Annotated in this window: 15 protein-coding genes and 7 tRNA genes; 18 read left to right on the plus strand and 4 right to left on the minus strand. The window is 62.0% G+C overall.

The features are described from left to right. Positions 1-19 precede the first annotated feature (19 nt). The 5 genes from ABEH27_RS11655 (at position 20) to ABEH27_RS11675 (ending at position 3497) form a co-directional block, all read left to right on the plus strand. Positions 20-655: a TetR/AcrR family transcriptional regulator gene (locus tag ABEH27_RS11655; protein ID WP_346613732.1), complete on the plus strand. Its 636-nt coding sequence runs from the start codon at positions 20-22 to the stop codon at positions 653-655. A gap of 106 nt (positions 656-761) precedes the next feature. Further along, positions 762-1730, plus strand: a complete 969-nt coding sequence (locus ABEH27_RS11660; RefSeq protein WP_346613733.1) for a radical SAM protein — start codon at positions 762-764, stop codon at positions 1728-1730. A gap of 65 nt (positions 1731-1795) precedes the next feature. Then, a complete protein-coding gene (locus ABEH27_RS11665; RefSeq protein ID WP_346613734.1) occupies positions 1796-2401 on the plus strand; it encodes a DUF4823 domain-containing protein in 606 nt (201 codons plus the stop codon). 10 nt (positions 2402-2411) lie between these two features. Next, on the plus strand, positions 2412-2972 hold the full coding sequence (locus ABEH27_RS11670; RefSeq protein ID WP_346613735.1) for a DUF1285 domain-containing protein: 561 nt from the start codon (positions 2412-2414) through the stop codon (positions 2970-2972). A gap of 108 nt (positions 2973-3080) precedes the next feature. Continuing rightward, positions 3081-3497 carry a cupin domain-containing protein gene (locus ABEH27_RS11675; RefSeq protein ID WP_346613736.1) on the plus strand — a complete coding sequence of 139 codons (417 nt, stop codon included), beginning with the start codon at positions 3081-3083 and terminating at the stop codon, positions 3495-3497. 57 nt (positions 3498-3554) lie between these two features. On the opposite strand, the gene ABEH27_RS11680 is transcribed toward ABEH27_RS11675, so the two are convergent. Together ABEH27_RS11680 and ABEH27_RS11685 are read right to left on the minus strand one after the other, a co-directional pair. Beyond that, positions 3555-3630, minus strand: a tRNA-Asn gene (locus tag ABEH27_RS11680). A gap of 75 nt (positions 3631-3705) precedes the next feature. After that, positions 3706-4902: an amino acid aminotransferase gene (locus ABEH27_RS11685; protein WP_346613737.1), complete on the minus strand. Its 1197-nt coding sequence runs from the start codon at positions 4900-4902 to the stop codon at positions 3706-3708. 287 nt (positions 4903-5189) lie between these two features. On the opposite strand from ABEH27_RS11685, the gene uvrB reads away from it, so the two are divergent. Next, positions 5190-7205, plus strand: coding sequence for an excinuclease ABC subunit UvrB (uvrB, locus tag ABEH27_RS11690; protein WP_346613738.1), 2016 nt, complete (start codon positions 5190-5192; stop codon positions 7203-7205). A 125-nt stretch (positions 7206-7330) separates the two neighbouring features. Here the strand turns inward: uvrB and ABEH27_RS11695 are convergent, their stop codons facing one another. Both ABEH27_RS11695 and ABEH27_RS11700 read right to left on the minus strand, forming a co-directional pair. Further along, entirely contained in the window at positions 7331-8821 is a 1491-nt protein-coding gene (locus ABEH27_RS11695; RefSeq protein ID WP_346613866.1) for an MDR family MFS transporter, read from the minus strand. 49 nt (positions 8822-8870) lie between these two features. Then, positions 8871-9926: an HlyD family secretion protein gene (locus ABEH27_RS11700; protein ID WP_346613739.1), complete on the minus strand. Its 1056-nt coding sequence runs from the start codon at positions 9924-9926 to the stop codon at positions 8871-8873. Positions 9927-10069: 143 nt separating this feature from the next. Here ABEH27_RS11700 and gltX point away from each other — a divergent pair, with 143 nt between their 5' ends. From gltX to ABEH27_RS11760, 12 genes are all read left to right on the plus strand, one after another. Beyond that, positions 10070-11551, plus strand: coding sequence for a glutamate--tRNA ligase (gene gltX / locus ABEH27_RS11705; protein ID WP_346613740.1), 1482 nt, complete (start codon positions 10070-10072; stop codon positions 11549-11551). A 236-nt stretch (positions 11552-11787) separates the two neighbouring features. Continuing rightward, positions 11788-11863, plus strand: a tRNA-Ala gene (locus tag ABEH27_RS11710). 72 nt (positions 11864-11935) lie between these two features. Continuing rightward, a tRNA-Glu gene (locus ABEH27_RS11715) sits at positions 11936-12011 on the plus strand. Positions 12012-12064: 53 nt separating this feature from the next. Continuing rightward, positions 12065-12140: transfer RNA gene (locus ABEH27_RS11720), tRNA-Ala, on the plus strand. A 42-nt stretch (positions 12141-12182) separates the two neighbouring features. Beyond that, positions 12183-12258 (plus strand) — tRNA-Glu (locus tag ABEH27_RS11725). Positions 12259-12323: 65 nt separating this feature from the next. Next, a tRNA-Ala gene (locus tag ABEH27_RS11730) sits at positions 12324-12399 on the plus strand. Positions 12400-12441: 42 nt separating this feature from the next. Then, a tRNA-Glu gene (locus ABEH27_RS11735) sits at positions 12442-12517 on the plus strand. 171 nt (positions 12518-12688) lie between these two features. Beyond that, complete coding sequence (locus ABEH27_RS11740) at positions 12689-13228, plus strand: TetR/AcrR family transcriptional regulator (RefSeq protein WP_346613741.1); 540 nt, start codon at positions 12689-12691, stop codon at positions 13226-13228. A gap of 23 nt (positions 13229-13251) precedes the next feature. Then, positions 13252-14085, plus strand: a complete 834-nt coding sequence (locus ABEH27_RS11745; RefSeq protein ID WP_346613742.1) for an alpha/beta fold hydrolase — start codon at positions 13252-13254, stop codon at positions 14083-14085. Between the two features lie 43 nt (positions 14086-14128). Then, positions 14129-14563 (plus strand): thioesterase family protein, encoded by a 435-nt coding sequence (locus ABEH27_RS11750; protein ID WP_346613743.1) that lies wholly within the window; start codon positions 14129-14131, stop codon positions 14561-14563. Positions 14564-14614: 51 nt separating this feature from the next. Further along, positions 14615-15586 carry a tRNA-dihydrouridine synthase gene (locus ABEH27_RS11755; protein ID WP_346613744.1) on the plus strand — a complete coding sequence of 324 codons (972 nt, stop codon included), beginning with the start codon at positions 14615-14617 and terminating at the stop codon, positions 15584-15586. A gap of 222 nt (positions 15587-15808) precedes the next feature. After that, positions 15809-16252: an Hsp20 family protein gene (locus ABEH27_RS11760; protein ID WP_346613745.1), complete on the plus strand. Its 444-nt coding sequence runs from the start codon at positions 15809-15811 to the stop codon at positions 16250-16252. The last annotated feature ends 21 nt before the right edge of the window (positions 16253-16273 follow it).

Below are 16273 nucleotides of genomic sequence, written 5' to 3' on the forward strand. Positions count from 1 at the left end.
ATGTCATCCAGTCCTTCCCATGCAGAAAGAACCTCGTAAGGTCCGTGAGTTTCGCCGTCGCGAACAGGAAATCCTCGATACTGCGCTCAAGCTGTTTCTCGAACAGGGTGAAGATAGCGTCACCGTCGAGATGATCGCTGACGCCGTAGGTATCGGCAAAGGGACGATCTACAAGCACTTCAAGTCCAAGGCGGAGATCTACCTGCGCCTGATGCTCGACTACGAGCGTGACTTGAACGCGCTGTTGCACTCGGCCGATGTCGACCGCGACAAGGAGGCGCTCTCGCGCGCCTATTTCGAGTTCCGCATGCGCGACCCGCAGCGTTACCGCTTGTTCGATCGCCTGGAAGAAAAGGTGGTCAAGGGCAACCAGGTGCCGGAGATGGTCGAGGAGCTGCACAGCATTCGTGCCTCCAACTTCGATCGGCTGACTCAGCTGATCAAGGGCCGCATCAGCGAAGGCAAGCTCGAAGACGTACCGCCGTACTTCCATTACTGCGCTGCCTGGGCGCTGGTGCACGGTGCCGTGGCGCTGTACCACTCGCCGTTCTGGAGCAATGTGCTGGAGGATCAGGAAGGCTTCTTCCAGTTCCTCATGGACATCGGCGTGCGCATGGGCAACAAGCGCAAGCGCGACCCGGAACCCGCGGCCTAAGCGTCTCGTATCGCTTGACTGAAACCGGTGTGGTGACGGGGCTTGCAAAAACCTGAATTTTGAGTCAGGTTTTGCCAGCCCCGATTCACCCATGCCGGAGTCATTCATGATTGTCGATCGTCAAGGCAGGCGTTTTCGCAACCTGCGCGTCAGCCTGACGGCTGCCTGTAACTATGCCTGCAGCTACTGCGTGCCCAATGGCAAACGGCTGGTTGCGGCGCAGGATGAGCTGTCGGGTGAGGCGTTGGCGCGTGGCGTGGCATACCTCATCGAGGCCGCCGGCATCGAGCGCCTGCGCATCACCGGCGGCGAGCCACTGATCAGCCCCCGGCTGGACGGGTTTCTGGCCGCAGTGGCCAGGCTCGGCCTGCAAGACATCACCCTGACCACCAATGGCCAGCTGCTCTCACGCAAGTTGGCGCTGCTGCAGGCGGCAGGCATTCGCCGTTTGAATGTATCCCTCGATACCCTCGACCCCGAGGCCTTCCGGCGCATCGCCCGCGGAGGTGACCTGGCCAGCGTCCTGGCTGGCATGCAACAGGCCAGTGCCATGGGCATGCAGATCAAGGTGAACATGGTGCCGATGCGCGGGCAGAACCTGGATCAGGTGCTGCCATTGCTGGACTACTGCCTGGCCCGTGGTTTCGAGTTGCGTTTCATCGAGCTGATGCGCATGGGGCATCTCGCCCGTGACCCTAATGCGTTCCTGCAGCAGTTCGTCGGGCTCGATCAGCTGCTGGCCCTCATCGGCCGCGAGCATGGCTATCAGCAAGTCGATGCGCCGCTGGACGCCACCGCACTGCGCTACCAGGTTCCAGGGAAAGGCCATTTCGGCGTGATCGCCAACGAGACTGTGCCGTTCTGCCGGACGTGCTCGCGGCTTAGGTTGTCCTCCACCGGTTGGCTGCATGGCTGCCTGTCGTCGAGCAATCGTCACTTTGTCGGCGACCTGCTGGAACAGCCGCGTCATCAGGCGTTGCCTGCCTTGCAGCGGCTACTGGTCAGCGCCTTGGCAGACAAGCAGGAGGTGGCGTTTTCCGGGGATGTGATGGTGATGAAGGTGATTGGCGGTTGATCTGGCGCAAAAGCTGCATCCGCCGGCTATTCGCCGGTTTTTCGTCACCGGCCACTGGAGGAAAGATGCGTAGCCTGGTCTTGCCCCTGGCGCTGTTGGCGCTGGGCGGCTGCATGAATGTCAGCGATATGGGCGAAGGCGTCCGTTACCACATGAGCGATGCTGGCCTGCTGGACCACAGCGACACCCGCCGCACGCTGTCGATCCGCCTGCAGCCCGATTCGTTCATCTTCATTGGCCAAGGCGCATTCATGCCGCCGGGCAAAGGCCCTGTGCCGAAGCAGAACGTGGTGGCCGAAGAGGCATTCAAGAGCTTCGTCGAGTATTTCCCGCTGGTGCGCCGCGCCCAAGGCCCGTTGGGGCTCGAGGAAGCGATCGCACAAGCGCGTTCGGTCGGCGCCGACTATGTGTTGTATACCCGTTTCGCCCGCACCGACGACCGTATCGGCAATGGCGATGAGTGGTATGACGAACAGGCAGTCGACCGGCTGGGTTGGGACACCGGTGTGGTGCAGATGATGCTGATCGAAACCAGTACCCGTTACTTGATCGACACCGCCAGGATCAAAAGCCGTGGCGGTTTGTTGACGTTCCACGACAACACCCCTCAGGATTTGCTCGCAGCACCGATGCGCGAGTACGCTCGTAGCCTTCTGGGCATGAGTCAGTGAGGGCAGGGTGATGACGGATTCCGGCAAGGCCAACGATATTCTGGCGCAGATCCCCAAGCACAAAGGGTTGCCGCCGGTGCATCTGTGGAACCCGGATTTTTGCGGTGATATCGACATGCGCATTGCGCGCGATGGCACCTGGTACTACCTGGGCACGCCAATCGGGCGCAAGCCCATGGTACGCCTGTTCTCAACGATCATCCGCCGGGATGGTGATGACTACTTCCTGATCACGCCGGTGGAAAAGGTCGGCATCCGTGTCGATGATGCGCCGTTCGTTGCCGTGACGCTGGACGTGCAGGGCAGTGGTGAGCAGCAGGTGTTGAGCTTTACCAGCAATGTCGAGGATCAGGTGGAGGCGGGCCCTGAAAATCCGTTAAGGGTTGAGACAGACCCCGTGACCCAGGAGCCATCGCCCTACGTGCTGATGCGCAACAATCTCGAAGCGTTGATCCATCGTAATGTGTTCTACCAGCTGGTCGAACTGGCGGTGCCGCGTGAGATCGATGGCGAAGAATGGCTTGGCGTCTGGAGCCATGGCGCGTTCTACCCAATCGGCCGTAGCAGCTGAATCACCGGGGCGCGGCGACGCGGCCCCCTGCTTTTTCCCTGAATTGGCCATTTGTCTGCGGTGCCCTAGGGCCTAACCTGCTGGCAGATGCCAATCAGGAGAAGCCCCATGAAACCCTCGATTCTTTCCCTTGCCTTGCTTGTCGGTGCCGGTCTGCTCGCCGGGCAGTCCTGCGCTTGGGCGCATGGCGATGCCGCGGACCAGGTCAAGGTCCTGCAACAGCAGCAACCCAGCAACGCGCCCGGCAAGAGCGCCGTCATGCTTACCGTCAGCTATGCGCCTGGCCAGGCATCGCCCGCTCACCAGCATCCAGGCGCGGTGATGGCCTATGTGCTTGAGGGTGCAGTGGTGTCGAAGCTCAATGATGAGCAGGAAAAGACCTACAAGGCCGGTGAGTACTGGTACGAAGCACCGGGCACGGTGCACAGCGTGTCGCGCAATGCCAGCCAGTCGAAGCCAGCCAAATTGCTGGTCTGGAGCCTTGTGGATGAAGGCAAGCCGGTGACCGAGCCGCTGCAGAAATAGCGGGTGCGGAAATAAAAAAACCTCCAGTGCTTGCGCAGCTGGAGGTTTTTCAGAATTTGGCTCCGCGACCTGGACTCGAACCAGGGACCCAATGATTAACAGTCATTTGCTCTACCGACTGAGCTATCGCGGAATCTGCGCATATCTTACTGATTGCCGAGGGCAAGTCAACCCCGCCCTTGGCAATTCAGCGAGCCAAATCAAGCAGTTACAGCACTTCGACGATGGCCTTGGTGACCACGTGGATGTTGCTCTGGTTCAGCGCGGCGACAGCGATACGGCCGGTGTCCAGCGCGTAGATGCCGAACTCGTTCTTCAGGCGTGCCACTTGCTCGACGGTCAGGCCCGAGTAGGAGAACATGCCCGCCTGGCGGCCGACGAAGCTGAAGTCGCGCTTGGCGCCGTATTCGGCCAGCAGGCTGACCATCTGCTGGCGCATGCCGTGGATGCGCTGGCGCATCTCGCCCAGCTCCGCTTCCCACATGCTGCGCAGCTCGGCGCTGTTGAGCACGGTGGCGACGATGGTCGCGCCGTGGGTCGGCGGGTTGGAGTACGTGGTGCGGATGACGCGCTTGACCTGCGACAGTACGCGGGTGCTTTCGTCCTTGCTGCCGGTGACGATCGACAGCGCGCCTACGCGCTCACCGTACAGCGAGAACGACTTGGAGAACGAGCTGGAAACAAAGAAGTCCAGGCCAGACTCGGCGAACAGGCGCACAGCGAAGGCATCTTCGGCGATACCGTCACCAAAGCCCTGGTAGGCCATGTCGAGGAATGGCACGTGGCCTTTGGCCTTGACCACTTCCAGGACGTTTTTCCAGTCATCCAGGCCCAGGTCGACGCCGGTCGGGTTGTGGCAGCAGGCGTGCAGCACGACGATCGAGCCGGACGGCAGGGCGTTCAGGTCTTCGAGCATGCCGGTGCGGTTGACGTCGTTGCTCGGCGCGTCGTAATAGCGGTAGTTCTGTACCGGGAAGCCGGCGGTTTCGAACAGCGCGCGGTGGTTTTCCCAGCTCGGGTCGCTGATGGCAACGACGGCGTTCGGCGACAGGCGCTTGAGGAAGTCGGCGCCGATCTTCAGAGCGCCGGTGCCGCCAACGGCTTGCACGGTAACCACGCGGCCAGCGGCCAGCAGTGGCGACTCGGCGCCGAAAATGAGTTTTTGCACGGCCTGGTCGTAGGTGGCGATGCCGTCGATCGGCAGGTAGCCGCGCGAGGCGTGCTGTGCGGCACGCTGGGTTTCGGCTTCGATCACGGCGCGCAGCAGCGGAATGCGGCCTTCCTCATTGCAGTACACACCCACGCCCAGGTTGACCTTGTCGGTACGTGGGTCGGCGTTGAATGCTTCGTTGAGGCCCAGGATAGGGTCGCGGGGTGCCAGCTCGACAGCGGAAAACAGGCTCATTGTTACCTTGGCTCTGAATGGAGAGTGATAGGGCGTACACGCTCCAGCCGAATGCACTGAAGCGGTGCACAAACGGGGAGTCAGTATAGTGATACCGACCGGTCACTGCGACAGTGTGGCGCAGCTTTTCCGGTGTTTTGCGTAAATTTTTTTCAACCATTGGTCGATTTGCCGTGTCCATCGCAATGAGCGCTCACACCTGGGGCTTGAATCCGGCACCAGGCGGGCGCATTTGGGTATAGACTACTGGCTAAATTTACAGTTACGGCGTTACCGCGAGGTCCGACATGTCCGAGTTCCAGCTCGTCACCCGTTTTCAGCCGGCCGGCGATCAGCCCGAGGCCATCCGCCAGATGGTCGAGGGTATCGAGGCGGGCCTGTCGCACCAGACCCTGCTGGGCGTCACCGGTTCGGGCAAGACCTTCAGCATTGCCAACGTCATTCAGCAGGTGCAGCGCCCCACGCTGGTGCTGGCGCCGAACAAGACCCTGGCCGCGCAGCTGTACGGCGAATTCAAGGCATTTTTCCCGAACAACGCGGTGGAGTATTTCGTTTCCTACTACGACTACTACCAGCCCGAGGCCTACGTGCCATCGTCGGACACCTTCATCGAGAAGGACGCGTCGATCAACGACCACATCGAGCAGATGCGCCTGTCTGCGACCAAGGCGCTGCTGGAACGGCGCGATGCGATCATCGTCACCACCGTGTCGTGCATCTATGGCCTGGGCAGCCCCGAGACCTACCTGAAAATGGTCCTGCACGTCGACCGCGGCGACAAGCTCGACCAGCGCGCACTGCTGCGCCGCCTGGCCGACTTGCAGTACACCCGCAACGAGATGGACTTCGCCCGCGCCACCTTCCGAGTGCGCGGTGACGTGATCGATGTGTTCCCCGCCGAATCCGACCTCGAAGCCATCCGCATCGAGTTGTTCGATGATGAGGTAGAGAACATTGCCGCGTTCGACCCGCTGACTGGCGAAGTCTTCCGCAAGTTGCCGCGTTTTACCTTCTATCCCAAGAGCCACTACGTCACCCCGCGGGAAACGCTGATGGAGGCCGTGGAGGGCATCAAGGAGGAACTCAAGGACCGCCTCGAATACTTGCACAAGGCCAACAAGCTGGTAGAGGCCCAGCGTCTGGAGCAGCGCACCCGCTTCGACCTGGAGATGATTCTGGAGCTTGGGTATTGCAACGGCATCGAAAACTACTCGCGCTACCTTTCCGGGCGCCCGGCCGGCGCGCCACCACCCACCCTCTACGATTACCTGCCGGACGATGCGCTGCTGGTGATCGACGAATCCCACGTCAGCGTTCCCCAGGTCGGTGCCATGTACAAGGGCGACCGCTCGCGCAAGGAAACCCTGGTCGAGTACGGCTTCCGCATGCCGTCGGCGCTGGACAACCGGCCAATGCGTTTCGACGAATGGGAAGCGGTGAGCCCGCAAACCATTTTCGTTTCCGCCACCCCGGGGCCCTACGAAGCCGAGCATGCTGGCCGTGTGGTCGAGCAGGTAGTGCGCCCGACCGGCCTGGTCGACCCGCAGGTCGAGGTACGCCCGGCGCTGACCCAGGTCGACGACCTGCTGTCGGAGATCCGCAAGCGCGTTGAGGTGGGCGAGCGGGTGTTGGCCACCACGCTGACCAAGCGCATGGCCGAAGACCTCTCCGATTACCTGGCCGATCATGACGTGCGGGTGCGTTACCTGCACTCGGACATCGACACCGTGGAGCGGGTCGAAATCATCCGCGACCTGCGCCTTGGTACCTTTGACGTGCTGGTGGGCATCAACCTGCTGCGCGAGGGCCTGGACATGCCAGAGGTGTCGCTGGTAGCAATCCTCGATGCCGACAAGGAAGGTTTCCTGCGCTCCGAGCGCTCGCTTATCCAGACCATCGGCCGCGCTGCGCGAAACCTCAATGGCCGGGCGATCCTCTACGCCGACCAGGTGACCGGGTCCATGCAGCGTGCCATCGACGAGACCGAGCGGCGCCGCGAGAAGCAGGTCGCGTTCAACCAGGCCAACGGCATCGTGCCCAAGGGCGTGGTCAAGGACATCACCGACATCATGGAAGGCGCAAACGTGCCGGGGTCGCGCAGCAAGAAGCGCAAAGGCATGGCCAAGGCCGCGGAGGAGAGCGCCCGCTACGAGGCCGAACTGCGTACGCCGGGCGAGATCACCAAGCGCATCAAGCAGTTGGAAGAGAAGATGATGCAGTTTGCCCGCGACCTGGAGTTCGAGGCGGCGGCGCAGTTGCGCGACGAGATCACTCAGCTTCGGGAGCGGTTGATCACCAGCTGAGTGTTCTTCAGTTGTTGCCCCATCGCCGGCAAGCCGGCTCCCCCAGGTACCTCACGGTTTTCAGGCCATGTGCAGCCCTCTAGGAGCTGGCTTGCCGGCGATAGGGCTGCACAGGCAGCATCGATTCAATGTGCTTCACCCGCCTTGAGCCCCTCCGGCAGCTTGCGGGTGAGCAACACCGCCACCATGCTCACCGCCAACCCGATCCCCACAAAATGGAAGGCGTCGTTATAGGCCATGATCAGCGCCTGCTGGTGGGTGATCTCGCTCAACTTGCCCAACGCCGCATTGTCATTGCCCAGCCGCTCCGCCAGTTGCGCCAGGCGTTCGGCCACCTGTGGGTTGCTCGGCACCACTGCCTCACGCAGGTAGTCGAAATACACCTTGGTCCGCGCATCCAGCAGGGTGGCGAGCAAGGCGATGCCGATGGCGCCCCCCAGGTTGCGCAGGATATTGAACAGGCTCGACGCCGACCCGGCATCCTGCTGCTGGATATACGCCGTGGCAATCAGTGAAATGGTCACCATGATCATGGGTTGGCCAAGGGCGCGGATGATCTGGATGTGGTTGAACTGCTCGCCGGCAAAGTCGGGGTTCAACACGCCGGAACCGAAACTGGCGACGCCGAACAGGCAAAAGCCCAGCGCGCAGAGTAATTTTGGTGGGATCACCTTCATCAACTGCGGCACCAGCGGGATCAGGAACAGCTGCGGCACGCCCATCCACATGATCACCTCGCCGATCTGCAGCGCGTTGTAGCCCTGGATTTGCGCAAGGTATAGCGGTAGCAGATAGATCGACCCGTACAGCCCAACGCCCATGCCCAGGCTGGCGATGCTCGACAGGCCGAAGTTGCGGTTGCCGAGAATGCGCAGGTTTATCAGCGGGTGCGCCTTGGAAAACTGCAGGATGACAAAGGTGATCAGGCTGACCAGGGCAATGCTGCCCAAGGCGACGATCAGGTTCGACTCCAGCCAGTCCTTGCGGTGGCCTTCTTCAAGGAACACCTGCAGGCACCCCAGGCCGACCCCAAGGGTTACGATGCCCGCGTAATCGGTGCTTTTCAGCAATTCCCAGTGCGCTGCTTTCTTCTCCAGGCCGTACATCAGCCCAGCGATCATCACCAGGCCAGGTGGGATGTTGATGTAGAAGATATATTCCCAGCCCCAGTTCTCAGTCAGCCAGCCGCCCAGTGTGGGGCCGATGGAAGGGGCGAACGTGGCGGTCATGGCGAACATGGCCATGCCCTTGGCGCGATGATGCTCGGGCAGCTTGATCAGGGTCAGGGTGAAGGCCAGCGGGATCAGCGCGCCGCCGGTAAAGCCCTGCAGGGCGCGGAAAAGGATCATGCTCTCCAGGTTCCAGGCCATCGAGCAGAGCAGCGACGACACCAGAAAACCTGCCGATACCCACACCGCCAGGCGCCGGGCGGACAGCAGCTGCACCAGCCAGGCGGTCAGCGGAATCATGATGATCTCCGCCACCAGGTAAGACGTGGAAATCCACGAGCCTTCCTCCAGGGTTGCCGACAGCGCTCCCTGGATGTCCTTGAGCGAAGAGTTGGTGATCTGGATGTCCAGCACTGCCATGAAGGCGCCGAGCATGACGCTCATCACTGCAATCCAGTCGCGCCGGGTAGGCTCCGCAGTTGGCCGGAGCAGCTGATCACCAGCCATCCTGGCCATCATCCTCGGTGCGCAGGTCGACAGTGGCGGTCACCGACATGCCCGGGCGGATGCGGCCATGCAGCGGGTTGTCGGCAGCGAACGTCAGTTTGACGGGGATGCGCTGCACCACCTTGGTGAAGTTGCCGGTGGCGTTGTCCGGTGGCAACAGGCTGAACTGCGCTCCCGAGGCAGCGAACAGGCTGTCGACGCGGGCCTCGATCGGGGTGTCGGGGTAGCTGTCGAACAGCAGCTCGGCGCGCTGGCCGGGTTGCATGTGGCCAATCTGGGTCTCCTTGAAGTTGGCCTGCACCCAGATGTCCGCGTCGGGCACGATCGACAGCAAGTAGGCGCCAGCCTGCACCACTTGGCCAGTGCGGGCATTACGCTGGCCGATCATGCCGCTGATGGGCGCGCGGATTTCGCAGCGGGTCAGGTTCAGCTCGGCCTGGGCAAGCTCGGCACGGGCATTGGCGATTTGTGCATCCAGGCGCTTGAGGTCGGCGCTGAGGGCGTTGACCTGCTGGCGCTGGCTTTGCAGGTCGGCACGTGCCTTGTCGACCTGGGAGCCGGCAACGTGGCTCTCAGCCGACAAGGTGGTGACTTGCTGTTCAGAGACGAAGCCTGGCTTGCGCAGCTTTTCTACCCGGTTGAGGTCGAGCCGCGAGCGGTCGAATGTTGCCTGGTTGGCGGCCACCTGCGCCTGGCCTGCGGCAATCAGGCTGCCTTGCTGGGTCAGGCGGCTTTCAGCCTGGGCGTGCTCGGCTTCGCGGGTGGCCAGGGCGGCGCGGGCACGCTCCACGGCCAGTGCAAAGTCGGCGACCTCAAGGCGCACCAGCAAGTCGCCTTTGCGCACATGCTGGTTGTCTTCCACGCGCACGTCGTCGATACGTGCGCCGAGCTGGCTGGAGATCCGCGTGATCTCGCCTTGCACGTAGGCATTGTCAGTGCTCTCGTAGAAGCGGCCCTTGAAATACCAGTGGGCCAGGAAGGCGAGGGCGATGAGCGCGACCAAGGTGAAGAAGATCAGCAGGCGGCGTTTGAGTTGAGCAGGCATGGGTACTATCGTTCCAGAAATGTAAGCAAATTTAACAGCGATACACCGCCCGCCCACAAGTGACGTTAGCGCCATTGCTGGAGCCCGATGCCCGCTCCCTGCTAACATCCCGCCTTTGTTTCATCTTTCGTTCGAGACTCTCCATGACCACCGTACGCACGCGTATCGCGCCATCGCCTACCGGCGACCCCCATGTCGGCACTGCCTACATCGCCCTGTTCAACTACTGCTTCGCCAAGCAGCATGGCGGTGAGTTCATCCTGCGCATCGAAGACACCGACCAGTTGCGCTCGACCCGCGAGTCGGAGCAGCAGATCTTCGACGCCCTGCGCTGGCTTGGCATCGAATGGAACGAAGGCCCGGATGTCGGCGGCCCGCATGGCCCTTACCGGCAGAGCGAGCGCGGCGAGATCTACGCCGAGTACGCCAAGCAACTGGTCGACGCCGGCCATGCGTTCTACTGCTTCTGCACCGCCGAAGAGCTGGAGCAGATGCGCGCCGAGCAGATGGCCCGTGGCGAAACCCCGCGCTACGACGGCCGTGCGCTGCTGCTGAGCGACGAGGAAGTGCAGCGCCGCCTGGCTGCTGGTGAGCCCCACGTGATCCGCATGAAGGTGCCAAGCGAAGGTATCTGCGTGGTTCCGGACATGCTCCGTGGCGACGTCGAGATCCCATGGGACCGCATGGACATGCAGGTGCTGATGAAGAACGACGGCCTGCCGACGTACTTCCTGGCCAACGTGGTTGACGACCACCTGATGGGCATCACCCACGTGCTGCGCGGCGAAGAGTGGCTGCCGTCGGCACCGAAACTGATCAAGCTGTACGAATACTTCGGTTGGGAGCAGCCCAAGCTGTGCTACATGCCGCTGCTGCGCAACCCCGACAAGAGCAAGCTGTCCAAGCGCAAGAACCCGACGTCGGTGACCTTCTACGAGCGCATGGGCTTCATGCCCGAGGCGATGCTCAATTACCTCGGCCGCATGGGCTGGTCGATGCCGGATGAGCGCGAGAAGTTCTCCCTGGCCGAAATGGTCGAGCATTTCGACCTGTCGCGTATCTCGCTGGGCGGCCCGATCTTCGACATCGAGAAGCTGTCGTGGCTCAACGGCCAGTGGCTGCGCGAACTGCCGGTGGAAGAGTTCGCCGCACGCGTGCAGAAGTGGGCGTTCAACAGCGACTACATGATGAAAATCGCCCCGCACGTGCAGGGCCGGGTCGAGACCTTCAGCCAGGTCGCTCCGCTGGGTGGTTTCTTCTTCGAAGGCGCGCTCAAGCTCGACGCCAAGCTGTTCGAAAGCAAGAAGCTGTCCGCCGACCAGGTGCGCCAGGTCATGCAGTTGATCCTGTGGAAGCTCGAGAGCCTGCGCCAGTGGGAAAAAGAGCGGATCACCGGTTGCATCCAGGCCGTTGTCGAAGCGCTGGAACTCAAACTGCGTGATGCCATGCCGCTGATGTTCGCTGCCATCACTGGCCAGGCCAGTTCGGTCTCGGTACTGGACGCCATGGAAATCCTTGGCCCGGACCTGACCCGCTACCGCCTGCGCCAGGCACTCGACCTGCTGGGCGGCGTGTCGAAGAAAGAAAACAAAGAGTGGGAAAAGCTGCTGGCGAACATCGCCTGATTCAGCTTTACACCTGACCTGTGGGGGCGGGCTAGCCCGCTCCCACAGGCACAGCTAACCCTGAAGAACCGGGGCAGGGCGGTAAGTGATTGTTATCTGTGAAAAAACTTTTGAATAATTTCAAAATTTCGTTTGACAGCTTTGCAATCCGATCTTAATATGCGCCCCGTCCACAGCGATGAACGAAAACGAAACGCCAGGCACCCAGCCGGTGATTCGGTTCAAAGCGACATAGTGGGGCTATAGCTCAGCTGGGAGAGCGCCTGCATGGCATGCAGGAGGTCAGCGGTTCGATCCCGCTTAGCTCCACCAAATTCCGCTTGGCAGCCAAGGCTGTCGAGCAAGACCGGGTACAGCAACCGGGTCTTGAAGGTAAGAAGGTTCGTCCCCTTCGTCTAGTGGCCTAGGACACCGCCCTTTCACGGCGGTAACAGGGGTTCGAGTCCCCTAGGGGACGCCAGTTTTGCACAAGCGATGTTTCACTATGTCGCTGGGCCGAGAGGCTAGAAATCCGGGGCTATAGCTCAGCTGGGAGAGCGCCTGCATGGCATGCAGGAGGTCAGCGGTTCGATCCCGCTTAGCTCCACCAATTTAGCCAGGGTTCGCATCAGCGAATCTTCGCGAAGGTTACGTCCCCTTCGTCTAGTGGCCTAGGACACCGCCCTTTCACGGCGGTAACAGGGGTTCGAGTCCCCTAGGGGACGCCACTTTTACCCGCGCTTTGCGGGACTTAAAGAGGCTCATTCGCATATTGGATGAGCCTTTTGTTTTCGGGGCTATAGCTCAGCTGGGAGAGCGCCTGCATGGCATGCAGGAGGTCAGCGGTTCGATCCCGCTTAGCTCCACCAATTTAGCCAGGGTTCACATCAGTGAATCTTCGCGAAGGTTACGTCCCCTTCGTCTAGTGGCCTAGGACACCGCCCTTTCACGGCGGTAACAGGGGTTCGAGTCCCCTAGGGGACGCCACGTTTACCCGCGTTTTGCGGGACTTTAAAGGCTCATTCGCTTATTGAATGGGCCTTTTGTTTTTCTATCCCTCCGAAAAGTGCACGCCGATAAACGGTCTCAATTTCTGCTTGCCAAAAAATATGATGAGTATCATATTTCAATCATCATATTTTGCACGTTGAGCTGGCCATGAGTGACAAGAAAACCAGAACCCGCGAACGCATCCTCGAAGCCGCCCGTAGCGCGCTGATCCAGCACGGTCCGGCCGAGCCGAGTGTCAGCCAGGTGATGGGCGCGGCAGGCCTGACCGTTGGAGGCTTCTACGCGCACTTCGACAGCAAGGACGAGCTCATGCTCGAAGCGTTCCGCCAGTTGCTCAGCGAGCGCCGGGCCTTGTTGGCCCAGGTTGACCCAAGCCTGGACGGCGAGGGGCGCCGGGCGCTGGCAAGCGCCTTTTACCTGTCGCGCAAGCACCGTGATGCCGAAGTGCATGCCTGCCCGCTACCCAATTCGATTGGCGAGATGCAGCGCCTGCCAGAGGTGTTTCGCGAGGTGCTGGCCGAGCACATCGAGCTGATGACCGCAGCCATGGTTGATCGCCCCGAAGATGCCGACAAGGCATTGGCCGACCTGGCCCTGATGATTGGTGGTCTGGCGCTGGCCCGTGCCCTGGGCACCGGCGAGTTGTCCGACCGTATTCTGCGCGCCGCCAAGTCGGCGGTTATCTGAGCCTCAGACCCTGGAGCAAGGCGATGACTACCCTGAGCTGGATTCGTGGTGTGAATGGCACCCTCGGCCGACTGGCCCCCGAACATGTCGCCGGCAAGATGCGCCGCGCCTTCATGACCCCGCGTAACCTGCCGCCCAGGCAATGGGAGCTGCCGCTGCTGGCGAACGCGGAGCGCATTACCTTGCGTTTTGGGTTGTCTGCCTTGCGTTGGGGTAAAGGCCCGACCGTGCTGCTGATGCACGGTTGGGAAGGGCGCCCCACCCAATTTGCCGCGTTGATCGAAACCCTGGTGAAGGCCGGGCACACCGTGGTCTCCCTGGAAGGCCCGGCGCACGGTCGCTCCCCCGGGCAGCAGGCGCATGTGGTGCTGTTTGCCCGGGCGCTGCTGGAGGCTGCTGCCGAACTGCCGCCATTGCGTGCGGTGATTGGTCATTCCATGGGCGGTGCCAGTGTCATGCTGGCCCTGCAGATGGGGCTGCGCGCCGAGGCGGCAGTGAGTATCGCCGCGCCCGCCCAGCTGCTCGGTGTGTTGCGTGGTTTCGCCCGGCGGCTGGGCTTGCCGGCCCGGGCCAGGGCGGCCTTCATTCGCCAGGTCGAACGAGATGTCGGCATGCAAATCAGTCGCCTGGATGTCAGCGGTTATCAGCTGGAGCTGCCGGGTTTGATCGTGCATGCCGCTGACGACGCGTTGGTGCCCGCCAGCGAGGCCGAGGTCATTCACAAGGCATGGTTCGACAGCCGCCTGCTGCAGCTGGAGGACGGCGGCCACCAGCGCGTGCTGGCAGACCCGCGCCTGGGCGAGGCGGTGCTCGAATTGCTCAGCCGTGCCAGTGCCCCCGCGCGGCAAAGCGCCTGAACATCCGATACACTCTGCCCGTTCATACACATTGGGAGCGGGCATGAGCTGGGACCTGGCAACGCCATTCATCATCGACCTGCGTGTCGGCAGCGAGGACATCGACGGCCTCGGTCACGCCAACAACGCGGTCTACGTCACCTGGCTGGAGCGTTGTGCCTGGCGCCACTCCCAGCGCCTGGGCCTGGACCTTGCCGAGTACCGGCGCCTGGACCGCGCCATGGCGGTGGTACGCCACGAAATCGACTACCTGGCTGCCGGCTATGAGGATGACGAGCTGCAGCTGGCCACCTGGATCGTCGACTGGGACCAGCGCTTGCGCATGACCCGGCGCTTCCAGCTCAAGCGCCCGCGTGACGGCGTGACCTTGCTGCGCGCGCAAACCACCTTCGCCTGCATCGAGTTGTCCAGCGGCAAGCCCAAGCGCATGCCGGCGGAATTCGTCGAAGGTTACGGCCCGGCGCTGATCGGTGCCTGAGCGGGCGGCATTTTTTGTTAGACTGCCGCCTTTTCCCGCCGAGACCCCAACATGCAAATTGCCCTGGCCCCCATGGAGGGGCTGGTCGACAACATCCTGCGCGACGTCCTGACCCGAGTGGGCGGCATCGATTGGTGCGTCACCGAGTTCATCCGCGTGTGCGATCGCCTGCTGCCAGCCTCCTCGTTCGACAAGCTCGCACCAGAGCTGCGTCAGGGTGCGCGCACGGCTGCCGGCGTGCCCATGCGTGTGCAGTTGCTGGGGTCCGATCCGGTGTGCCTGGCTGAAAACGCGGCGTTGGCCTGCGAGCTGGGCGCGCCGGTGATCGACCTGAATTTCGGTTGCCCGGCCAAGACCGTGAACAAGTCGCGCGGCGGCGCGGTGCTGCTCAAGGAGCCGGAACTGCTGCATGCCATTGTGCGTGAAGTGCGCCGCGCGGTGCCGGCGCACATCCCGGTCACCTCCAAGATGCGCCTGGGCTTCGACAGCCCGGACGGGGCGCTGGACTGCGCAACGGCCCTGGCCGAAGGTGGCTCGGCGCACCTTGTGGTGCACGCCCGCACCAAGGTCGAAGGGTACAAGCCTCCGGCCCACTGGGAATGGGTGGCGCGGGTGCAGGATGTGGTCAAGGTGCCGGTGTTCGCCAATGGCGAGATCTGGACCGTGGACGATTGGCGGCGTTGCCGCGAAGTCAGTGGTGCTGAAGACATCATGCTCGGGCGCGGGCTGGTGTCGCGGCCGGACCTGGCCTTGCAGATCGCTGCTGCGCGTGATGGCCGTGACTACCAGCCGATGAGCTGGGAGGCGCTGTTGCCGCTGCTGCGTGAATTCTGGCGCCAGGCCCAGGCCAAACTGTCGCCGCGCTACGCGCCGGGGCGGATGAAGCAGTGGCTGGCGATGCTGACGCGCAGTTATCCCGAGGCGGTGGTGCTGTTTGCCGAGTTGCGCAGGGAAGATGACTGCCAGCGGATCAGCCGGTTATTGGGTGTTGAGGTGCAAGCATTCGAGGAATGTGTTGCCTGACCCGGCCCTATCGCCGGCAAGCCGGCTCCCACAAGGCCATGCGATGCCTCGGTCATTGTGGGAGCCGGCTTGCCGGCGATAGGGCCATCGACCCCACAGCAGAAATCAAATTTTTTACACCTGCCCCTTGAAAGCCATCTCCTGAACCTTATTTATTCAGTACGCGATGCCGAAGTCGGGTCGCGTAATGACTTACTTGCTGAATTTCAGGAGTTCATGACCATGACCAGCGCATTCTCTCTCGCACCTCTGTTCCGCCATTCCGTTGGCTTCGACCGTTTCAACGAACTGTTCGAATCGGCGGCACGCAATGAGGCGGGTAGCAGCTACCCTCCCTACAACGTGGAAAAACATGGCGATGACCACTATCGCATCGTGGTTGCCGCAGCCGGTTTCCAGGAGCAGGACCTCGACCTTCAAGTCGAAAAGGGCGTCCTGACCGTAACCGGTGGCAAGCGCGAAAATGGCGCCGCTGAAGTGACCTATCTGCACCAGGGCATTGCCCAGCGCGCCTTCAAGCTGTCGTTCCGCCTGGATGACCATATCGTGGTCAAATCCGCAGGCCTGGCCAACGGCCTGCTCAGCATCGACCTGCAGCGCATCGTGCCAGAAGAAGCCAAGGCCAAGCGCATCCCGATCAATGGGGAAAAACCTGCGCTGAACTAAGTTCGGCGACATGCCAAAAGG

This window comes from Pseudomonas sp. P39-UII1 (assembly GCF_039672635.1).
Taxonomy (GTDB): Bacteria; Pseudomonadota; Gammaproteobacteria; order Pseudomonadales; family Pseudomonadaceae; genus Aquipseudomonas.

Bases quoted from the DNA above. Each gene is read 5' to 3' on its own strand.
- ABEH27_RS11655 (WP_346613732.1), top strand. From the start codon at position 20: ATGCAGAAAGAACCTCGTAAGGTCCGTGAGTTTCGCCGTCGCGAACAG.
- ABEH27_RS11660 (WP_346613733.1), top strand. From the start codon at position 762: ATGATTGTCGATCGTCAAGGCAGGCGTTTTCGCAACCTGCGCGTCAGC.
- ABEH27_RS11665 (WP_346613734.1), top strand. From the start codon at position 1,796: ATGCGTAGCCTGGTCTTGCCCCTGGCGCTGTTGGCGCTGGGCGGCTGC.
- ABEH27_RS11670 (WP_346613735.1), top strand. From the start codon at position 2,412: ATGACGGATTCCGGCAAGGCCAACGATATTCTGGCGCAGATCCCCAAG.
- ABEH27_RS11675 (WP_346613736.1), top strand. From the start codon at position 3,081: ATGAAACCCTCGATTCTTTCCCTTGCCTTGCTTGTCGGTGCCGGTCTG.
- ABEH27_RS11685 (WP_346613737.1), bottom strand. From the start codon at position 4,902: ATGAGCCTGTTTTCCGCTGTCGAGCTGGCACCCCGCGACCCTATCCTG.
- uvrB (WP_346613738.1), top strand. From the start codon at position 5,190: ATGTCCGAGTTCCAGCTCGTCACCCGTTTTCAGCCGGCCGGCGATCAG.
- ABEH27_RS11700 (WP_346613739.1), bottom strand. From the start codon at position 9,926: ATGCCTGCTCAACTCAAACGCCGCCTGCTGATCTTCTTCACCTTGGTC.
- gltX (WP_346613740.1), top strand. From the start codon at position 10,070: ATGACCACCGTACGCACGCGTATCGCGCCATCGCCTACCGGCGACCCC.
- ABEH27_RS11740 (WP_346613741.1), top strand. From the start codon at position 12,689: ATGAGTGACAAGAAAACCAGAACCCGCGAACGCATCCTCGAAGCCGCC.
- ABEH27_RS11745 (WP_346613742.1), top strand. From the start codon at position 13,252: ATGACTACCCTGAGCTGGATTCGTGGTGTGAATGGCACCCTCGGCCGA.
- ABEH27_RS11750 (WP_346613743.1), top strand. From the start codon at position 14,129: ATGAGCTGGGACCTGGCAACGCCATTCATCATCGACCTGCGTGTCGGC.
- ABEH27_RS11755 (WP_346613744.1), top strand. From the start codon at position 14,615: ATGCAAATTGCCCTGGCCCCCATGGAGGGGCTGGTCGACAACATCCTG.
- ABEH27_RS11760 (WP_346613745.1), top strand. From the start codon at position 15,809: ATGACCAGCGCATTCTCTCTCGCACCTCTGTTCCGCCATTCCGTTGGC.